At 67.6% G+C, this 18,190-nt stretch carries 16 protein-coding genes; 4 read left to right on the forward strand and 12 right to left on the reverse strand.

Annotation, left to right across the window (positions count from 1 at the left end; translation table 11 throughout):
- Positions 1-2,690 (reverse strand): IPT/TIG domain-containing protein (locus AB0M45_RS32490; protein ID WP_364337056.1); only part of this gene is annotated, 2,690 nt, incomplete at its 3' end.
- Positions 2,691-3,044: 354 nt separating this feature from the next.
- On the opposite strand from AB0M45_RS32490, the gene AB0M45_RS32495 reads away from it, so the two are divergent.
- Positions 3,045-3,584, forward strand: coding sequence for an N-acetyltransferase (locus AB0M45_RS32495; RefSeq protein ID WP_364337058.1), 540 nt, complete (start codon positions 3,045-3,047; stop codon positions 3,582-3,584).
- A gap of 158 nt (positions 3,585-3,742) precedes the next feature.
- The gene (locus AB0M45_RS32500; RefSeq protein WP_364337060.1) at positions 3,743-4,636 is read left to right on the forward strand and encodes a hypothetical protein; all 894 of its coding nucleotides are present in this window, start codon (positions 3,743-3,745) and stop codon (positions 4,634-4,636) included.
- 7 nt (positions 4,637-4,643) lie between these two features.
- Here the strand turns inward: AB0M45_RS32500 and AB0M45_RS32505 are convergent, their stop codons facing one another.
- The 7 genes from AB0M45_RS32505 to AB0M45_RS32535 form a co-directional block, all read right to left on the reverse strand.
- Positions 4,644-5,786: an SCO2521 family protein gene (locus AB0M45_RS32505; protein WP_364337062.1), complete on the reverse strand. Its 1,143-nt coding sequence runs from the start codon at positions 5,784-5,786 to the stop codon at positions 4,644-4,646.
- A gap of 1 nt (position 5,787) precedes the next feature.
- Positions 5,788-6,789, reverse strand: a complete 1,002-nt coding sequence (locus AB0M45_RS32510) for an SCO2522 family protein (RefSeq protein ID WP_364337064.1) — start codon at positions 6,787-6,789, stop codon at positions 5,788-5,790.
- Between the two features lie 58 nt (positions 6,790-6,847).
- Positions 6,848-7,759: an SCO2523 family variant P-loop protein gene (locus tag AB0M45_RS32515; protein WP_364337066.1), complete on the reverse strand. Its 912-nt coding sequence runs from the start codon at positions 7,757-7,759 to the stop codon at positions 6,848-6,850.
- Positions 7,760-7,761: 2 nt separating this feature from the next.
- Positions 7,762-9,654, reverse strand: a complete 1,893-nt coding sequence (locus AB0M45_RS32520) for an SCO2524 family protein (RefSeq protein ID WP_364337068.1) — start codon at positions 9,652-9,654, stop codon at positions 7,762-7,764.
- 174 nt (positions 9,655-9,828) lie between these two features.
- On the reverse strand, positions 9,829-10,680 hold the full coding sequence (locus AB0M45_RS32525) for a TIGR02569 family protein (RefSeq protein ID WP_364337070.1): 852 nt from the start codon (positions 10,678-10,680) through the stop codon (positions 9,829-9,831).
- Between the two features lie 143 nt (positions 10,681-10,823).
- Complete coding sequence (gene moeZ / locus AB0M45_RS32530; RefSeq protein ID WP_364337072.1) at positions 10,824-12,008, reverse strand: adenylyltransferase/sulfurtransferase MoeZ; 1,185 nt, start codon at positions 12,006-12,008, stop codon at positions 10,824-10,826.
- Positions 12,009-12,269: 261 nt separating this feature from the next.
- Positions 12,270-13,445, reverse strand: a complete 1,176-nt coding sequence (locus AB0M45_RS32535; RefSeq protein WP_364337074.1) for a DUF3152 domain-containing protein — start codon at positions 13,443-13,445, stop codon at positions 12,270-12,272.
- 261 nt (positions 13,446-13,706) lie between these two features.
- Between AB0M45_RS32535 and AB0M45_RS32540 the strand changes: the two genes are divergently transcribed.
- Positions 13,707-14,372, forward strand: coding sequence for a TetR/AcrR family transcriptional regulator (locus AB0M45_RS32540; protein ID WP_364337076.1), 666 nt, complete (start codon positions 13,707-13,709; stop codon positions 14,370-14,372).
- A gap of 84 nt (positions 14,373-14,456) precedes the next feature.
- On the opposite strand, the gene AB0M45_RS32545 is transcribed toward AB0M45_RS32540, so the two are convergent.
- Both AB0M45_RS32545 and AB0M45_RS32550 read right to left on the reverse strand, forming a co-directional pair.
- Positions 14,457-14,684, reverse strand: coding sequence for a DUF3107 domain-containing protein (locus AB0M45_RS32545; RefSeq protein WP_067478220.1), 228 nt, complete (start codon positions 14,682-14,684; stop codon positions 14,457-14,459).
- A 203-nt stretch (positions 14,685-14,887) separates the two neighbouring features.
- Positions 14,888-15,445: a YceI family protein gene (locus AB0M45_RS32550; RefSeq protein WP_364337078.1), complete on the reverse strand. Its 558-nt coding sequence runs from the start codon at positions 15,443-15,445 to the stop codon at positions 14,888-14,890.
- A 102-nt stretch (positions 15,446-15,547) separates the two neighbouring features.
- Here AB0M45_RS32550 and AB0M45_RS32555 point away from each other — a divergent pair, with 102 nt between their 5' ends.
- Complete coding sequence (locus AB0M45_RS32555; RefSeq protein ID WP_364337080.1) at positions 15,548-16,387, forward strand: helix-turn-helix transcriptional regulator; 840 nt, start codon at positions 15,548-15,550, stop codon at positions 16,385-16,387.
- A 4-nt stretch (positions 16,388-16,391) separates the two neighbouring features.
- Here AB0M45_RS32555 and AB0M45_RS32560 read toward each other — a convergent pair whose 3' ends face one another.
- Both AB0M45_RS32560 and AB0M45_RS32565 read right to left on the reverse strand, forming a co-directional pair.
- The gene (locus tag AB0M45_RS32560; protein ID WP_364337082.1) at positions 16,392-17,093 is read right to left on the reverse strand and encodes a ferritin-like fold-containing protein; all 702 of its coding nucleotides are present in this window, start codon (positions 17,091-17,093) and stop codon (positions 16,392-16,394) included.
- Positions 17,094-17,120: 27 nt separating this feature from the next.
- Entirely contained in the window at positions 17,121-18,176 is a 1,056-nt protein-coding gene (locus AB0M45_RS32565) for an alpha/beta hydrolase (RefSeq protein WP_364337084.1), read from the reverse strand.
- Positions 18,177-18,190: the final 14 nt, after the last annotated feature.

Genomic DNA, 18,190 nt, shown 5'->3' on the forward strand with positions numbered 1-18,190 from the left:
CCGGTCTCCGGACCGGAATCGTCGGCCACCGCGGCCAGCGTCGGCGCCGGAACGTAGGTATAGGCCAACAGATTGCTGACCCCACCCGCACTGGCCATGGTGACATTCACCGAGCCGGTCCCGGCGGGCACAACAGCGCTGATCTCGGTGTCCGACACCACGGTAAACGAAACAGACGGTGTCCCACCGAAGTTCACCGAGGTCGCATCAGTGAGTTCGGTGCCGGTCAGGATGACCGTGTTGCCGCCCGCCTCCGGACCGGAGTCCGGGACCATCGAAGCCAGCGTCGGCGCCGGAACGTAGGTGTACGAGACGCCGTTGCTGTCGCCACCCACAGTCGTGACCCTGATCGCGGCTGTCCCGGTACCCGCGGGAGCTACCGCGGTGATCTCGGTATCCGACACCACCGTGAACGAAACCGCCGGTGTCCCACCGAAATCAACCGCACTGGCCCCGGTGAGTCCGCTGCCGGTAAGCGTGACCGTGTTGCCACCGGTCTCCGGTCCGGAGTCAGGGCTCACCGGGGCGAGGGTCGGCGCCGGAACATAGGTGTAGAGAACACCATTGCTGGTACCGCCGATAGCGGTGACGGTCACCGCGGCCGTGCCGGTACCCGCGGGAGCAACCGCGGTGATCTCGGTACCCGACACCACCGTGAACGAGATCGCCGGAATCTGGCCGAAGTTCACAGCAGTCGTACCGGTGAAGCTGGTGCCGGTGAGGGTCACGGTGTTGCCACCGGTCTCGGGGCCGGAATCGGGAACCACGGACGCGAGGGTCGGCGCCGGAACATAGGTATACGCCAGCGGATTGCTGACGCCACCCGCCGTCGTGACGGTGACATTCACCGATCCGGTCCCCGCGGGAACGACCGCGGTGATCTGAGAATCGGAAACCACCGTGAGCGAAACCGCCTGATTGCCACCGAAATTCACCGCGGTGGTTCCAGTGAATCCGGTTCCGGTCAGGATGACCGTGTTGCCGCCTGTCGCGGGGCCGGAGTCCGGGAGCACCGAAGCCAGCGTCGGCGCCGGGACGTATGTGTAGGCGACGCCGTTGCTGTCACCGCCCGTGGCGGTGACCGTGACCGTGACGGAACCGGTCCCGGCAGGCACGACCGCGCTGATCTCGGCATCCGAAACCACCGAGAACGATGTCGCGGACGTCCCGTCGAAGTGCACGGCGGTGGCGCCGGTGAAGCCGGTGCCGCGCAGCGTGACGGTGTTGCCACCGGTCTCCGGACCGGCGTCGGAGACCACCGCGGTGAGCGTCGGCGCCGGAATGTAAGTGTAGGTCACCGGGTTGCTGAGGCCGCCGGCGGTGGTGACGGTGACGTCGACCAAGCCGGTTCCCGTGGGGACGACCGCGGTGATCGTGGTGTCGGAGACGACGGTGAACGAGATCGCCGCTGCCCCACTGAAACGCACGGCGGTGGCGCCGGTGAGGTTCGCACCCGTCAGGGTGACGGTGTTACCACCCGTCTCCGGACCTGAACCGGGCACGATCGAAGTGAGCGTCGGCGCCGGGACGTAGGTGTAAGTCACCGCGTTGCTGGTGCCACCCGCAGTGGCAACTGCGACACCGACGACACCGGTACCCGCAGGCGCCAAGGCACTGATCTGGGAATCGGAGACGACAGTGAAAGCGATCGCGGTGTTCGCACCGAAACGGACAGCCGTAGCGCCGCTGAGGTTCGCGCCGGTGAGGACAACGGTGTTGCCGCCCGTCTCCGGCCCGGAGCTCGGGATCACCGAGCCGAGCACCGGAGCTGGGACATAGGTGTAGGAGACGGTATTGCTGGTGCCGACGATCGTGGTGACGGTGACATCCGCTGTGCCGCTTCCAGCTGGCGCTACGGCGGTGATCCGAGTATCGGAACCGACGGTGAAGGAAATCGCCGGTGTCGCACCGAACCTCACCGCGGTAGCTCCGGTGAACCCGGTGCCGGTGAGGACAACGGTGTTGCCGCCCGCCACCGGACCGGAGTTGGGGTTGATCGAGATCAGGGTCGGCACGGTGACGTAGGTGTAGCTCACCGCGTTGCTGAGACCGCCCGAGGTGATGACGGTGACCTGCACAGTTCCGGTTCCAGGCGGAGCGATCGCGGTGATCCGCGTCGGCGAATCCACGGTGAAGGTGGTCGCCTTGGAACCGAAACGCACCGTGGTGGGGCCGGTGAACCCGGTGCCGGTTATCACGACACTGTTGCCCCCGGACGGTGGCCCCGAAGTCGGTGAGACCGAGGTGATGGTCGGGGATACGACGAAGATGTAGGGCAGCGGGTTGCTCGTGCCGACCGGGGAGGTGACGGTCACCGGAACTATGCCGGTCCCCGGTGGAACCACCGCTGTGAGCTGGGTATCCGAAACCGTCGTGAACGAAGTAGCCGGAGTGCCACCGAAATTCACGCCGGTCACAGTGGACAGTCCCGATCCGTTGAGAGTGACCGTGGTTCCAGGAGGCCCCTGGATGGGACTGATCGAGGTCAGCGACGGAACCGCCATATAGGTGTAGGGCAGGGCATTGCTCGTGCCGTCCAGCAGCGCGGTGACGGTGACCGGCACCGTGCCGGTTCCGACGGGGGCGACGGCCGTGATCCGGGTGCCGGAGTCGACGGTGAACGTGGTCGGCACCGAACCGAAGCGCACGGTCGAAGGGCCGGGACCGAATCCGGTGCCGGTTATCACCACATGATTGCCTCCGGATGCCGGACCCGAAGTCGGTGAAAGAGAGGTGATAGTAGGCATGGGCCTGCCCTCCGACGGTGACTCGAGGTGGAAAACAGTGCTACGCATCGGTGCCGACTTGTCGTAGACGGCTCTATCCAGTAACACCTAGGCCGCAACACGTTGGCAACCAATCCTCGTTCTGATTTCGTCCGTTTTCAGATGGAACCCGAATCCGGATGCCTATCGACTCGAACGGAAAGCATTCCGCGCCAAGGCGCTTGCCGAGCATTACTTTTCGGCCGTCTCCGCCCGCTGAAGCCTGCCAGCGCACTACTCTGGGAATCGGACTCACAGCGGGGTGACAGAGGTGAGCATTTGACAATCGCGAATGGGGTTGGGGAGCCGGTGTTCCGGTCGGCGTCGCTGGGCGACCTCGCGGATATCGCCGCACTGGAGCAGACGGAGTTCGGCGAGCTGGCGTACCCGTACTTCGCGCTGCGCCAACTCTTCGACTTGCACGGAAACCATTGGGTCGTCATCGATCTCCACGGCACGATCGGCGGGTACGCGATGGTGGCGCTGGGTTCGCCGCACTGCGCTTGGGTGATCGGGCTCACGGTCGCGCCGCAGTGCCGTGGCCGCGGCTACGGACGAGCCCTGCTGGACGGCGCGTTGGCCCGCTGCCGGGTCGCCCGGGTGGACGACGTGTTCCTCACAGTCCGGCCGAACGACCAACCGGCCTCGAACCTGTACAAGACAGCCGGATTCGTCTGGACCGGACACGAAGACGGGTACTTCGGCGCGGGCGAACCGCGCGACGTCCTGGTACGTCGGATCCGGCACCGCACGGGCGCACCACCGCTCGCCGATCCGTCCTCGGCGATCTGGCGCAAGCGCGATCGAGGTCCGGACTGAACCGCGAGGCTGTTCGCCTTGCCCGTCGTCGGCGGCATCGGCGACTCGTCTCGCACCGCTGTCGCCGTCGTTCGAGCACGTGCGGCCCCGCGAATCCCGTTGCTATGGTGGATATCACGCCGCTATGGCGCGGCGCCGGCTCCGGGGGAGGAATGCCCATGACCGACTACGACAACCCGGTCACTCACGTGCAATTCGGCAATAGCCCCGACATCTGGATCGACCAGCACGCCACGGGCTACGCCCAAGAGGTCGCGGACTACCTGGACGAGTTGAGCGCCGGGACCAGGCAGCCGGACGAGAAGCCGCTGCTGGATTCGTTCAACAATCACGTCGAAAAGGTAGTCACCGCTTTCGATCACACGAAGGTCAAGCATCGTGGTGACAGCCTGCTCTTCACCGATATCTACGACGCCGCCGACGACAACACCGCGATGGACGAGGTGCTCCAGCGCGCGCACGTCGAACTGCTGATGGCGCTGCTGGCCGCGGAGGTGGAGCTGCGCGGACCGCTGAGCCTGAGCCGGACCCAGAACATCCGGCTGGCCGAGATCTACGAGGAACTCGGCCACCGCCTCCTCACCGCTACGCTGCCCGGCCGGCGGACCAAGACGTTTCTCCCCGGGCACGCGGCCATGGCCTTTCTGCGCGCATCGGGTCTGTACGCGCTCGACGAAGACGTCGACGCCCAGGACCGGTGCGGTCTCGCCTTGGCCAGAGCCCGCAGGTCGGCGACCTATCCAGCCTGGCGCCGCAGCATCGGCTGGATCTCGGATCTGTTGTGCGGCTACGGCTATCGGCCGTTCCGCCTGCTCGGCTTCATCGCGGCGCAACTACTCCTGTTCACCGTCGCGCTGTGGCTGAGCACAGCACTTCCGATCACCACATCACTGCATATGTGCCTGATCAACTTCCTCAATCCGGTGGGCCTCGGCGATCTACAACAGGTCGGCCTGATCGGACGCACCCTGCTGATGATCGAGGCGTACGCCGGGATCGTGTCCACCTCGGTGTTCTTCGCGCTGCTGGTCCGCCGGTGGTTCCGGCTGTGACCCGAATTCAATCCGATGCGTTGATCGTGGAGGCGCGCATGGCGGCCAATGTCGCCACCGACATCCGGTCGCGCAGCTGACCCACCCGCGCCGACCATTCCCGGGTGAAGCCGGGGTCGCGATCCAGTTGCTCCCAAAGGCCGCGCAGCGCCCCTGGCGCGTGCGCACCGGGCATCCAAAGGTGCGCCAAGTTCGTCAGCAGCGGCGCGATGAGTGCGGCCGACTCCGCGCTGGACGGCGGGTAGAGGTCGGCTTCCTCGACCACCGTGTCCGCGACGGTGAGCAGCCAGTCGTGCAGTGCGAGGTCCTCGCAGAAGCGACGCGCCACAGCGAGTTCCGACTCGTCGCGCACGGTCACCAAGACTGTGCGCACCAGCTCGTCCTGCAACTGGAACGTCAGCACCGGCCGGGGCACCTCGGCGATCCGCGCGGCCCAGCGCAGCCGCGCCGTCCGTGTCTGCATCGGCGCGTGCTGATCCAGGCGCATGTCCATCCGGATCTTGGCGAGCAATCGCTGACTGATCGAGGCCAGATCCAGGACGCCGTCCGGCTGCTCGCCGGCGGCGAGGAAGCCGTCGGCCAGCTCGCCGCTGGTCGCCTCGGTGACCTTCGAGACCACCTCCGTCACCCCGACCCTGGTGAGGTAGTGCGACCAGGTCTGCCGCTGCTTCACCTCGGCGGGGACGACCGTGGTGTGCGCCGAGCTCTGCAGCACCCGTCCGCCGACGACCACCGCGTTGGTCGCCACCGTCCCGATCGCGCGCACACTGCCGCGCGGCTTGGTTGCCAGCTGGCAATCGACGCCGACCGCCGTGGTCGGCGACGTGGCCAGCGTCGTCGGACGCTCACGCCACAGCACCCGGCGGCCGGGTACCACCGCGAGCAGTTCCTCCAGCAAGTCGCGTCCGAGCGCCGTCGAGTCCGGCACCAGGCAGGTGCGGACCTCGCCGAGCAGAATCAGCGTCCCGGCGGCGGAAGGCGCTGGCGCCGAGACTGTTGCGGGCACCGTCCGCTTGGACCTTCCGGCCAGCGGCGGCCTGCGGACCGACCGGTGGTCACGCCGCTCGCGGGCCACGGCCGCCAACCGGCGCAGCCGCTCGCCATGCGAGGGCTGGTCGGCGCCGGAACAGGGGTGCGATGCTCCGCTCATGTCAGGACCCATCCAGCAGATAGTGACTCATCCGCTCGGTCACCTTGCGTGGTACCGAGACAGCCTCGACGACACCTCGATCGATGATCTGCTCGACCACTTCCTCCTCGAGGTCGATGTGATCCAGGATTACCCGCACCGCGTGTTCGATACCCAGATACCGCTGCGGTAGCAGCGACAGCGACCGATAGGCGGCGAACGGTTTCGCCTGCGGGTTGAGTTTGACGACGGCGGGCATCTCCCACCACTGCGACGGCCAGCCGTCCTCCGGCCGCCACAGCTGCGGGTCGACGATGGGTTCGCCGTCGTAGCGCAGCATCCCGAGCCGCAGCAGCTGCCAGATCGACGCGAGGAAGGGACACGACCATTTGGTGTGCACCTCGGCCCGCCCGTTCACCTTCTTGGTCTGCTTGCTCCACATCTGCACGTCGAGGAAGATCGAATGCTCGCGCCTGCCGAACTCCTCCGGCGGCTCGTACGGCAGGCGATGCATGGCCTGGCCGGGCTCGTCGTCGGATGCCCTGCGCCCGTTGCACAGCCAGCCGGACTCCGCGGTGGGCGGGCGCCGTCCGTTCGAGCCCTCCGGCGGCTCGGCCACGATGCGCGCGGCCACCATCTCCGCCAACGGGATACGGCGATCACCGGCGGATGGCGCCTCGAAGCATCCCGCCTCGCGTGCCAGATAGTCGATGGTCACGCCGCACTCCGCCGCGGCGCCGAGCAGCCTGCCGAGGATCTCGCCCGGATCGGTGTCGTGCCGGAAGTAGTCGTCGATCAGGAAGCAGGTACTCACCCGCGCCCGCGGCCCGAACTCCGCCTGCGCCGCGGCGGTGAACGCCGGGATCAGCGGAGCGACCTTGCGGAACTGTGCGCGGATACGATCCGCACCGTTGCTGAGATCGTTCATGTAGAAGTGGCCCACCTCGATGGACAGGTGGGACAACGGAACCTGGGCAACCCGCGGACGCTCGGTCGCCTCGCTATAGCCTGCTACGTGATCCACTGCTGATCGACAACCCTTCCGGGATCGTGCTTTCGCGAAAGCGTGGGCGAGTTCGGATCTATTCCCAGGTGGCGGCGTGCAGGAGACGACCGGCGAGCTGGTTGAAGGCGGCGGCGGTCTCCTCGTTGGCGATGCTGTTGGCCACGTCGGCGTCCAGGATGATCTGTTCACGCCATTGCAGCACGGGCTCCACCGGGGTTTTGCCGAGCAGCGATGTCGCGCCGAGCCGGTTCTTGCCCGCCAACGTGACCAAGGCCCCGTTCTGTTCCTGCAACCACTTGACCTGCGCCGCGCCTGGGCCGCCGGTCATCTCGTTCACTTGTGGCACCGCGGTGCGCACGTAGCGAATGTTAGCCAGCAGCTTCTGCGGGTCGTGCTTCCACTGGCTGCCGGTCTCCAGCAAGCCGTGCGGACCGTGAACCAGTCCGCTGGCCGCCAGGATGTGCTGGCGGGTCCAGCGGTGGAAGACCAGCCAGCGCACCGTCTTCGAGGCCAGCTGTGGTGCCGCCGTCGCCCGCAGCGCCAACTCCATCGCCAGCGAGCGGCCCGCGCTCAGGTCCACGAAACAGACCTTGAACTCCTGTTCGAGCCCGACGAACAGTTCCGTGCAGCGGCGGACCACGTCGTCGTTGATGCTGTCGAACTCCGCGCCGCCTTCGTCGCCGGGGAACAGGACCAGCCGTCCGGTCCTGGTCCGCATCTTGCGCAAGCCGACGCGATCGGTCTTCGCCCGCACGTCGATCTGCCTGGCGATGCCGTTCTTCCCGAGCAGATACTCGTGCAGTCCGTCTCCATCGGGCGTTCCCCGCTCGACGGAACCGATTTCGAACAGGGCTCCCGCGGTCGGCGAACCGAAGTCGAAATCGAGGTACGCCACGCTCATCCCGCTCAGGCATAGCCGGTAGGCGAGATTGCAGCTGGTCACCGAACGTCCGGTACCGCCCTTGTCGGAGGTCGCGAACACGATCATGGTTACGTGGCCCTTGTCGCGTCCATGCGGGCATAGGCCAGTTTGTGCAGTTCGCGCAGCGCGTCGGCGGCGAGCACGAACGCCGTGCCAGCCTGCCTGCGGGCGACCAGTTGCCTGGCTTGCTCGAGGTTCTCCTCCACCCGGTCGAGGGTGATCCGGTTCTCCGAGACGTCGTCGATGCTGACGCTCAGCATCTCCTGGTTGAGCAGGTGCTCGGCCTCGTTGAGCAGTTCGACCGCGCGCACCACCATCGCCGGTGAGGTCAGCGGCGGCTCACGGAACGTGCGGTCCGCGCTGACCAGGCATTCGATCACACGCTCGGTCATGTACCAGGACGGCTTCGTCTCCCGCGCCGTGCCGTTGCCGAAGACCCCGGCGGGGTCGTCCCAGAGCCCGGCCGCGAGACCGGAGGTGATGATGCGCGCTTCCAGATGATCCATCGTCGATTTGGCCAGATCCATCAGCCGGTCGCGGGCGGTGATATTGCTGGAGAGCCGGGCGGCCTGCAACAGGCGCTTCAACAGCACAGCGGCGAAATCCGAGACCTCCCACTGCAACAGCGGCCCGTCGTCGACGGTTTCGGTGCCTCGCAGGGACAATCGCACGCCGGGCGCGTGCATATGCACCGCGGGGTCATCGCGTGTGGTCCTGCGGATGATCCGGCCGCGTCTGGCCAGTTCGTCGAAAATCGACACGGCTCTGGTCAAGTCGTCATCGGAGGCGGTGCGGTTGATCAGATCCTGGATCAGCACGGCGGACACGATGAGACTGAAGTAGTCCGATTCCTCGCCGTCGGAGGTGCGCCACGGAATGTCCTCCAGCGGCCACGAACCGGAACCGAACCGGGCGACCGTCGACCAATAACGCTGGGTCAGGTCCCAGCGGATCCGCAGCGCCTCGGCCAGCCGGTACTGCTGTTCGTCGAGCAGGTCCAGTTCCCTGGTGCGCTGGGAGATCAGGTCGTTGATGCCGTCCAGCGCGATGACGGTGAAATACAGGTAGGGGCGCGGCTCGGCGATGCCGGTCTGCATGGCGATGGCGGCGTCCACGAAGCCGACCGGAGCCGCGTCGCGAACCAGGCCCCAGCTCCAGCCGCATTCGAACAGCAATTCCTCATCGTCCAGCTCGGTGTCCGGCGTCTGCCCGAGCGTGATGTCGTTGCGCAGCCGGGCGCGAACCCGCTCCAGGCTGCGTGTGATGCCCTCGGCGACCGCCTTCTGGGGCATATCGCTCTGATTGAGCATGCCCAGCATCACTTGTCCCGCCTCGGATTTCGGCTCCACCGTATTGACCACGAAACTGCGGACCAGACCCGTCATCGCGGCGGTGAGGCGGGCACTGAGCCTACCGGTGAGCTTCTCGATCCGGTCGATGAGATTGGCGCGCCCCTCCGCGCGCACCCAGCCCTCGTAGACCCGCAGGAAGCGCAGCCCGGCCAGGCACAGCGTCAGCGACATGGAGTACGAGTCGACGACCTCGATATCACGCTGCGCCGCAGTGGGTTCGCGCTCATCGGCCGAGCGCAGGTAGCTGCCCGCGGCGAAGATGGGCTCGCCGTCCGGTTCGCCGTCACTGTCCGGTTCGCCGTCCGGTCCCACCCGGTGGGTGTTGCGGAGGATGTAGTCCTCCAGCAAGGTGATCACAACGGTTCCGATCTTCGTCTGACCGCCGAACGGCGACAGGACCGAACCGACATCGTCGGCCATGCTGTCGGGACGATCCAGCGCGAGGCTTTCGATCTCGGTCGCCGGATACAGCAGGCACAGCAATTGCTCGGAATCGCTGATCGAATTGGCGGCCATGCGACCACCCCAGCGCCATGTGGCGCCGTCCCAGGACACGGATAGCGCGGAGCGCCACAGATCCAGAATCTGTTGCCGCGGTTGAATTCTCACCCTACCCCGTCCTCACACCCCTAGTCGCGGACCGCGCTGATCTCCTACCCTTGCGGAGACTCACGGCGGCGATACTGCGGAAAACTTATCACGGGGCCACCCAGCGCGTCGGAGTCCGCGCGATTCTGTATAACACTGTACGGAAAGCCATTCCGAACAGCGGATATTCCGAACTCAGAGAGTCAGGCGGACCATGTCCGCGGTGCGGGCCAGACCGGGGAACGCCTGCGGCGTGGAGCGCGGGTGCAGCGCGTGCACCGCGAGCCGGAACATCACCGCGCGCAACAACATCTGCGGCCACTCCGGAAGATCGGTCCAGCGATCCAGCAACCCGTCGTCCGCGCCGCCCCAAGCCAGTGCGTCGACCACGACCACCGCCGCCGCCCACGGCACCGGCCGCCAGTACGGGGTGATATCGGTGAGGCCGGGAGTGTGCGAACCGGCGAACAACACGGTGCCGAAGAGGTCGCCGTGCACCAGCTGCGCCGGCGTCTGCACCGGCTTGCGCAGCGTGGCCAGCTGACCGATGAGTTCCAGGCTGCGCTGGCCGTCCGGCGACGTCGACAGCAGCCCGCCGCCCGCCCGCAAGCTGCGCAGCGGCACCGCCTCCCACGCGGCGCGGTCCGCGGCGACGAACACGTCCACGTCCACCCAGGGCACGACCGGCGGCTGCGACAGGAAGCGGGGCCGCTCCAACTTCGCCGTGGCCTGATGCAGCCGCAGCGACACCGAGACCACCTCGTCGTGCCGTGGCTCCGGTGCGCCTTCCAGATAGGTGTCCGCGCGCCAGCCGGACACGACGTAGCGGCCGTCGGTGGCACGCACCGGGCGGGCCAGCCGCAGCCCGTCCGCCTGCAACGTCTCCCGAACCTTCGCCGACCACGCCGCGCGCGCATGGTCGGCGACCGGACTGAGCACCACATCCCCGCAGCGCCAGCCACCTTCCCAGTCGCCGAGGGAAACCGGGGTCACTTCGCGCAGACCGAACGTGGCGCGCACGTGCTCGGGAGGTTCCACAGAAGTCACGGCCGTACGGTAACCGTGTTTAATTTGGCGCGCCTGCGGCGCGCCGTGTTCGCGGCCCCTTTTAGACTCGGAAGTCGGAGTGCTGCCAACTGGTTGGGCATTGCGAGCGGCGAACTGCCCACGGCTCAGCTCGGAAAGCGGCTTCAGTACACCGGCAGCGACTTGTCGATCTGGTTGGCCCAGGCGATCACGCCGCCTTGCAGGTGGGTGGCGTCGGCGAAGCCCGCTCGCTTCAGGGCGGCCAAGGCCTCGGCGGAGCGCACGCCGGTCTTGCAGTGCAGCACGATCGGGCGGTTCTGCGGCAGCTCGGCCAGCGCCTCGCCGGACAGGATGCGGTCCTTCGGGATCAGCTTGGCGCCCTCGATGTGCACGATGTCCCATTCGACCGGCTCACGCACGTCGATCAGCTCGATCTCCTTGCCCGCGTCGAACAAGTCCTTGAGCTCGCGCGCGGTGATGGTGGACCCGGCCGCGGCCGCCTGGCCCTCCTCGGACACCACGCCACAGAACGCCTCGTAGTCGATCAGCTCGGTGATCGGCTGGCGTTCCGGGTCGCGGCGCAGCGTGATCGTCCGGTAGTTCATGTCCAGTGCGTCGTACACCATCAGCCTGCCGAGCAGGGGCTCGCCGATGCCGGTGATCAGCTTGATCGCCTCGGTCACCATCACCGACCCGATCGATGCGCACAGCACGCCGAGCACACCGCCCTCGGCGCAGGACGGCACCATGCCGGGCGGCGGGGCCTCGGGGTACAGGTCCCGGTAGTTGATGCCGCGCCCGTCGGGTGCGTCCTCCCAGAACACCGAGACCTGTCCCTCGAACCGGTAGATCGAGCCCCACACGTACGGCTTGCCCGCCAGCACCGCGGCGTCGTTGACCAGGTAGCGGGTGGCGAAGTTGTCGGTGCCGTCGACGATCAAGTCGTACTCGCGGAACAACTCGAGCGCGTTCTCGGGTTCGAGCCGGAGCTTGTGCAGCCGCACATCGATGCCGGAGTTGATCTCCAGGATGGAGTCGCGCGCGCTGTCGGCCTTCGAGCGGCCGATGTCGGATTCACCGTGGATGATCTGGCGCTGCAGGTTGGAGGCGTCCACCTCGTCGAACTCGACGATGCCGAGCGTGCCGACGCCCGCGGCGGCCAGATACAGCAGGGCCGGCGAGCCGAGGCCGCCCGCGCCGATCACCAGCACTTTGGCGTTCTTCAGACGCTTCTGCCCGTCCACGCCGAGATCCGGGATGATCAGGTGTCGGCTGTACCGGGCTACCTCATCCCTGGTCAGCTCCGCGGCCGGCTCGACAAGTGGCGGCAGGGACTTGGGTGATGACACGTCCAGGACTCCTCGAATCGCTTGGCCGATCGGACGGCGGTACGGCGCCCCTTCGCGGGCGCCCAACTGTGCAACACCGACGACCGGACCCTTCTTCCCGGCACATCGTCCCGCATCACCGACGCCCGGCGATAACCGCCCTGCCGATCGCGGATAGAACGGCGCCTGGAGGCGAACACAGCCCGTCCGTTTTACGCGTTCCCAGCCCAGTGGGTGCGAGTCTTACGAGCACCGCGCCGCAGGCGCGGCAATCCAACAGAGCTAGCCGCGCGGGTAGGGCCAGGGGTTGAACCGGCAGCGCTTGCCGTCCATCGGGACGACGCCGTGCGGATCGAGGGCGGCGATGTCGTTGTTCTTGGTACCGAAGGTCTGCTGCATCATCACCGGCGCCAGCCCACCGTCGGTCTCGCACGGTTGGTGCTGGTGATAGCCGATGGCGTGGCCGACCTCATGGTTGATCAGGTACTGCCGATACGACCCGATATCCCCCTCGAACGCCAGCGCGCCACGCACCCAGCGGACCTCGGAGAGCACCACGCGCCGGCTGCTGGCGTTGTAGCAGGAGGTATCGATCGGAATGTCGAAACCGCATTCCTTGCGGCTGGATCCGCGCGAAGTGAGCGAGATGCGGAAGTCCACCGCCCCATGGTCGACCCGCAGGAACGCGAACTTGCGGTCGTGCGCCCAGCTCTTCGGGTTGGCGAGGGTGGAGTCGATCATCTTGGCCACGGCCGCGTCACCGCCCAAGGCGGAGGCGTCCACTCCGTCCTCGATCTCCACGGTGTAGCGGAAGACGTTCTGAGTTCCGGTGCCGACCTGGGCGGTAGCGCCCGCCACCACGCGCCAGGTGCCCGCGCCGGTCTCGGCGAACGCGCCGCCTTCGGGCAGCGCCCCGGTGGGCAGATCGGTGGGAAAGTGCCCGTCCCCGGGCGGAGCGCCGATGATGCCCACGCTCGCGGTGCGCGGGCTGAGGCTGCCGGGTGCGGGGGCCACGGTGACACTGCCGGTGCCGGTGGCGCGGATCGCGTCGGCGACCACCAGAACGGTGATCACGACCAGCACCGGGAGGGCGTACGCCCGCCAGCCATAGGTCGAGACGAATCTGCCGAGCGCGCTTTGCTTTTTGGCGTCCCGATCCGGACGGGTTCTGGCTCTGCTCTCGTCGGGGGCGGTGGGGTCCCAACGGGCGCGCAGCGGCTGGTGGGAACGCTCGCCCTTCTGGCGGTAGAGGCCCAGCGGATCGTAGATCTCGACGCCGTCCAGATCCCGCTGCGGTGGGATCGAACCGAGCTGCGGCACAGGTGATTCGGGAGTTTCCGTGGAGCGCTTGCGCTGCCGTGCCGCACGGCCGGGTGATCCACCGCCCGCACCGGACCGCTTCGCCGCCCCGGTTCGAGCCGCTCCGTTCGATCGCGCCTCTGGCCAGGTTCTCGCCATGGGATCCGACCCTACGGAACCGGACGCGCCGGAGCCAGCCGGGCTGCGTGCACCACGCCTCCCGGCGGACTCGCGCTCCGGTTGGTCGGTCACGCCGACCAGCGTCTCACAGGACCGACTCCGCACTCCCGACTGCGACAATTCTCACCGGGTGGGATCAGTTCTCCGGCCCCGATCCGCGGGCCGGCGACAACCGGGTATCGTTCATGGGATAACCCGGTGCACACCCCTTCTGCCGGGGAATCGACTGGGAGAGCCGAAATGACTGACCTCGTGGACCGGATGACGTCCCGTCGATCGTCGTCCCAGGCCTTGGCACCTGCCAAACGCGGTACCCGGCTTCCGCGCGACGAGAGACGTCAACAGCTACTCGCGGCGGCAAGTGAAGTCTTCGTGCAGCGCGGCTACCACGCCGCCGGCATGGACGAGATCTCACAGTGCGCCGGAGTGAGCAAGCCGGTGCTGTACCAGCACTTCACCAGCAAGCTGGAGCTCTACCTGGCGGTGCTGCAGAACTACGTGGACATGCTGGTGTCCAGCGTGCGCCAGGCGCTGCGGTCGACCACCGACAACAAGCAGCGCGTGCGTGCGGCGGTGCAGGCCTACTTCGATTTCGTGGACAACGAGATGCAGGGCTTCCGCTTGGTCTTCGAGTCCGACCTGACCAGCGAGCCGCAGGTGCAGCGCCGGGTCGAGCAAGCCACCGAAGCGTGCGTGGACGCGGTCTTCGACTTGGTGGCGCACGACTCGGGCCTCGACCCCTACCGCGCGCGCATCCTGGCCGTCGGGCTGGTCGGTGCGAGCCAGTTCACCGCGCGCTACTGGCTGGAGGCCGATCGGCCGATCCCGAAGGAGGAGGCGGTCGACACCACCGTCTCGCTCGCGTGGGGCGGCCTGAAGCACGTGCCGCTGCACCCGATCGACTGACCGGGCACGAACAAAGACGAACGAGCCCCTGTCCCCGAGCTATCGGGGGCAGGGGCTCGATGCGTGCGGGCCGGAGGCCGGGGATCAGACCGCGGCGAAACCGACGCGGCCGCTGGCGGGCGAGCCGATCTCCACGTAGGCGACCTTCGAAGCCTGAATCAGAAACTTGCGGCCCTTCTCATCGGTGAGCGACAAGACCCCGCCGTCACCGCCGAGCGCACCGGACACCAGCGCCTCGACCTCGTCCTGGGTCTGCGCGCTGTTGATCACCAGCTCGCGCGGGCTATCCGAAATGCCGATCTTGACCTCCACGGTCAACCTCCGAACCTGAGAGTCCTGTGCTGTCGATTCCCAGGTTAGTTGGGGCTCGGCGCGCCCTTTACTTCGGCTCTGTCCGCCTCTCCGAGTATTCAGGCCGTACCAGTCGAGTGCCGTAGGATTTGCGTCCAGGTCCTGCGTTTCGTGCCGACCCCGGTTCTGGGCGTACCCGGTGAGTTACCCATGTACATGCGAGATCAGGCGTCACCCTTCGGCTCGATGAGCTGGATCTCGAGTTCGATCTTCACGGTGTCGCTGAGCATGCCGGGCAATGGGCCGCCGACGCCGAAATCGGTGCGCTTGATGGTGCCGGTGGCGGAGAAACCGGCATGCCGGTCGCCGGTCGGGCCGAAGTCCTGCACGCCGCCCCACTCGACCTCCAAGGTGACCGGCTTGGTGATCGTGCCGATCGTGGCCTCGCCCTCGACCTCGAAGGTCTCCGCGACGACCACCGGATGGGTGGCGCGGAAGGTCAGCGTGGGACGGTTGGCGACATCGAGGAAATCGGCCGCGCGGACGTGCGCGTCCCGGTCGGCGTTTCCAGTGTCGAAGGAGTCGAGGTGGATCGTCGCGCCGAGGGTGGCCGCGCCCGACTCGTTTACCACGAACTCGGTCTCGAACCGGGTGAATCCGCCACGCACCTTCGAGATGCCGAGATGGCGAATCGTGAAGGCGACCGTGGAGTGCGCGGCGTCCAGCGCCCAGGACCCGGCTTTCAGCTGAGTGGAGGTGGTGGATTCCGAGGTAGATGTCATACCTCCGACAATGATCGGACCACGGTCCGTTAGCCAGACCGGCGTTATCCTGGACCTGGCAGGGCGCGGCTAAGCGTCCCAGGACCGGGCACGATGGGACGCATGGCTCGTAACGGATTCGCGGAGTTCCTCATCGCACGGCGCGCCGAGCTGCGTCCGTCGGACGTCGGGCTGCCCGAGGGCGGACGGCGCAGGACGCCGGGTCTGCGGCGCGAGGAGGTCGCCGTCCGCGCGGGCGTCAGCGCCGACTACCTGGCCCGGCTGGAGCAGGGCCGGGACACGAACCCTTCGGTCGCGGTGATCGACGCGCTGGCCGACGCGCTGCTGCTGCGCGGAGACGATCGCCAGTACTTCAGCATGCTCGCGCTCGCCTCTGGTTGCAACGAATCCCGTTGCCCGGGTAGGGAATCCGCCGAGGAGCAGGTGGCAGCGACGATCGAGACGATTCTGCGCGCGTTACAGCCGACGCCCGCCTTCGTGGTCGGTCGAAAGCTGAACGTGCTGGGCTGGAACCAGGCATGGGCCGATTTCGTCGCACCGCTGGGCCTGCTGGATGGCCACGGCCAGCCCAATCTCGCCTGGTACACCTTCACACACCCCGCCGCGCGACGCGTCCTGCGCAACTGGGAGCACGCCGCCGACACTTTCACCGCCGCGCTCTGCCGCGCCAAACTTCATTGGCCGGGCGATGATTCGCTGCGCGAGACGATCGAGGCGCTGCGCAGACTCCCGGATTTCGCGGATCGCTGGAAACCACACCGGGTCGGCTCCCCCGGCTCGGGCACCCTCCAGCTCGACCATCCGGTGCACGGACTGGTCGAGGTGCCGTTCGAGACCTTGGAGGCCGACCGCGACCAGAGCGTCGTCGTCTGGCTGATCGACCGCGCGAGCACCCACGCACCCGGCCTGCGGCTGGTGCCCAACCGCGCCGTCAACGAGTAACCCTTCAGATGCCCAGGACCGCCATCCGTTCGGCGTGACTGGCCTGCATCCGCTCGAAGAGCGAGGCGATGCCGTTGAGATCGCCGGTGGCGGTGAGGACCAGATCGGTGAGCTCGTCGCGCTGGGCCATGACGTATTGGGCCTGGGTGATCGCCTCGCCGAGCAGCCGCCTGCCCCACAGCGTGAGGCGGTCGCGTTCGGAGCGGCTCTCGGTGACCGCCCGGCGCACCTCCTCGATGACGAACTCGGAGTGCCGGGTCTCGGCGAGCACGTCGCGCACCACCGCGGCGACGTCGGGAGCCAGCGCGCCGGCGATCTCGGTGTAGAAGTCGGCGGCGATGCCGTCACCGACGTAGAACTTCACCATCGACTCGAGCCAGGTGGAGGGGTCGGTGGACGCGTGATAGGCATCCAGGGCCCGCACGAACGGCGCCATGGCGTCGAAGATGTCCGCGCCGCGCGCGGCCAGCGCGGACTCGAGCGCCTTGAAATGCTCCATCTCGGCCGCGGCCATCGTCGCCACCGCCACCTTGCCCCGCAGGGTCGGCGACAGCTTCGCCTCCTCGGCCAGCCGGTAGAACGCGGAGATCTCACCGTAGGCGAGCACCGCGAACAGATCGGTGACGCCGGGATGGCTCACGGGGATGGAGAAGTTGGTTGGGTCGGTCGACGAAACACCTAACGCGGCAGGTGACTGTGCTCCCATGCGCCCCAGCGTAATACTCGGCGCGGGTTACGCGGTCTCGGCCAGGAACTTCTCCAGATAACTCCATGTCGCATCGCGCGCGGTCGGTCCGGCCAGGATCCCCAAGTGGCTGCCCGGCGCGGTTTCGTAGCGAACCAGCGCCGCCCCGGTGAGGATGCGGGTGCCCGCCTCGACGGCGGCGGCCGGGGTGATCACGTCGGCGGGTCCGCCGACCAGCAGGACCGGCGCGGTCACCCGCGCCAGCTCGATGCTCCGCTCGCCGAGCCGGACGACGCCGCGTCCGATGTCGTTGCCGAGAATCAACCGGTTCCACAGCTGGTCGTAGAAGCGACCGGGATAGCCGGGCATCTCGGCCATGAAGCGATCGATGGACTCCATCTTGGCCAGCGCCTCGGTGCGGGCGAGATTGCTCGCGACGAACCACGGCCTGGTCAGCTGGCGGTCCCATGCGGTGATCTTGTAGCCGATCCGGGTCAGCGCCGCGGGGACGCCGCCGGTCGCGCGGATGACGGTCGAGGTGAGCCGGCCGCCGGTGAGTTTCGCGACCGCGCGCAGCTGCGGGACCCCGGTCATCCGGTCGTAGTCCAGGGGCGAGCCGACCGCCGTGATGGACCGGATCGGCAGCTCGGGGTGCGCCGCCGCGGTCAGCAGGGCCAGCGTGCCGCCGATCGACCAGCCGACCAGGTCGACGGGACGTCCGTCACGGTCGGCGCTGGTGCGCAGGACCGCCTCGGGGAGGATGTCGTCGATCCAGTCCTCGAAACCCATGCGCCGGTCGGCGAAGGCGATCTCGCCGTAGTCGATGACGTACGGACCGTGGCCGATCTCCAGCAGGAACCGCGCCAGGCTCTGGTCGGGGCGCAGGTCGAAACAGGTGGCGGGCGCGGCGAGCGGAGGAACCAGCAGCACGGCCGAATCCGCTTCCACCGCAATGCCGTCCGCGCGCTCGAAGCGCCGCAGTTGCCGGTGCGGCTGATCCCACAGCAGCGTCGAAGGAGTCGGGTCCGGCGCCTCGATGCCGGAGCCGAAGGTCAGCGCCCACGCGTTGCGCGCGGCAAGGGAGACAGTGTCGGCAAGGCTCACGACAACGAATGTCT

It is taken from the genome of Nocardia sp. NPDC051787 (assembly GCF_040681325.1).
Lineage (GTDB): Bacteria > Actinomycetota > Actinomycetes > Mycobacteriales > Mycobacteriaceae > Nocardia.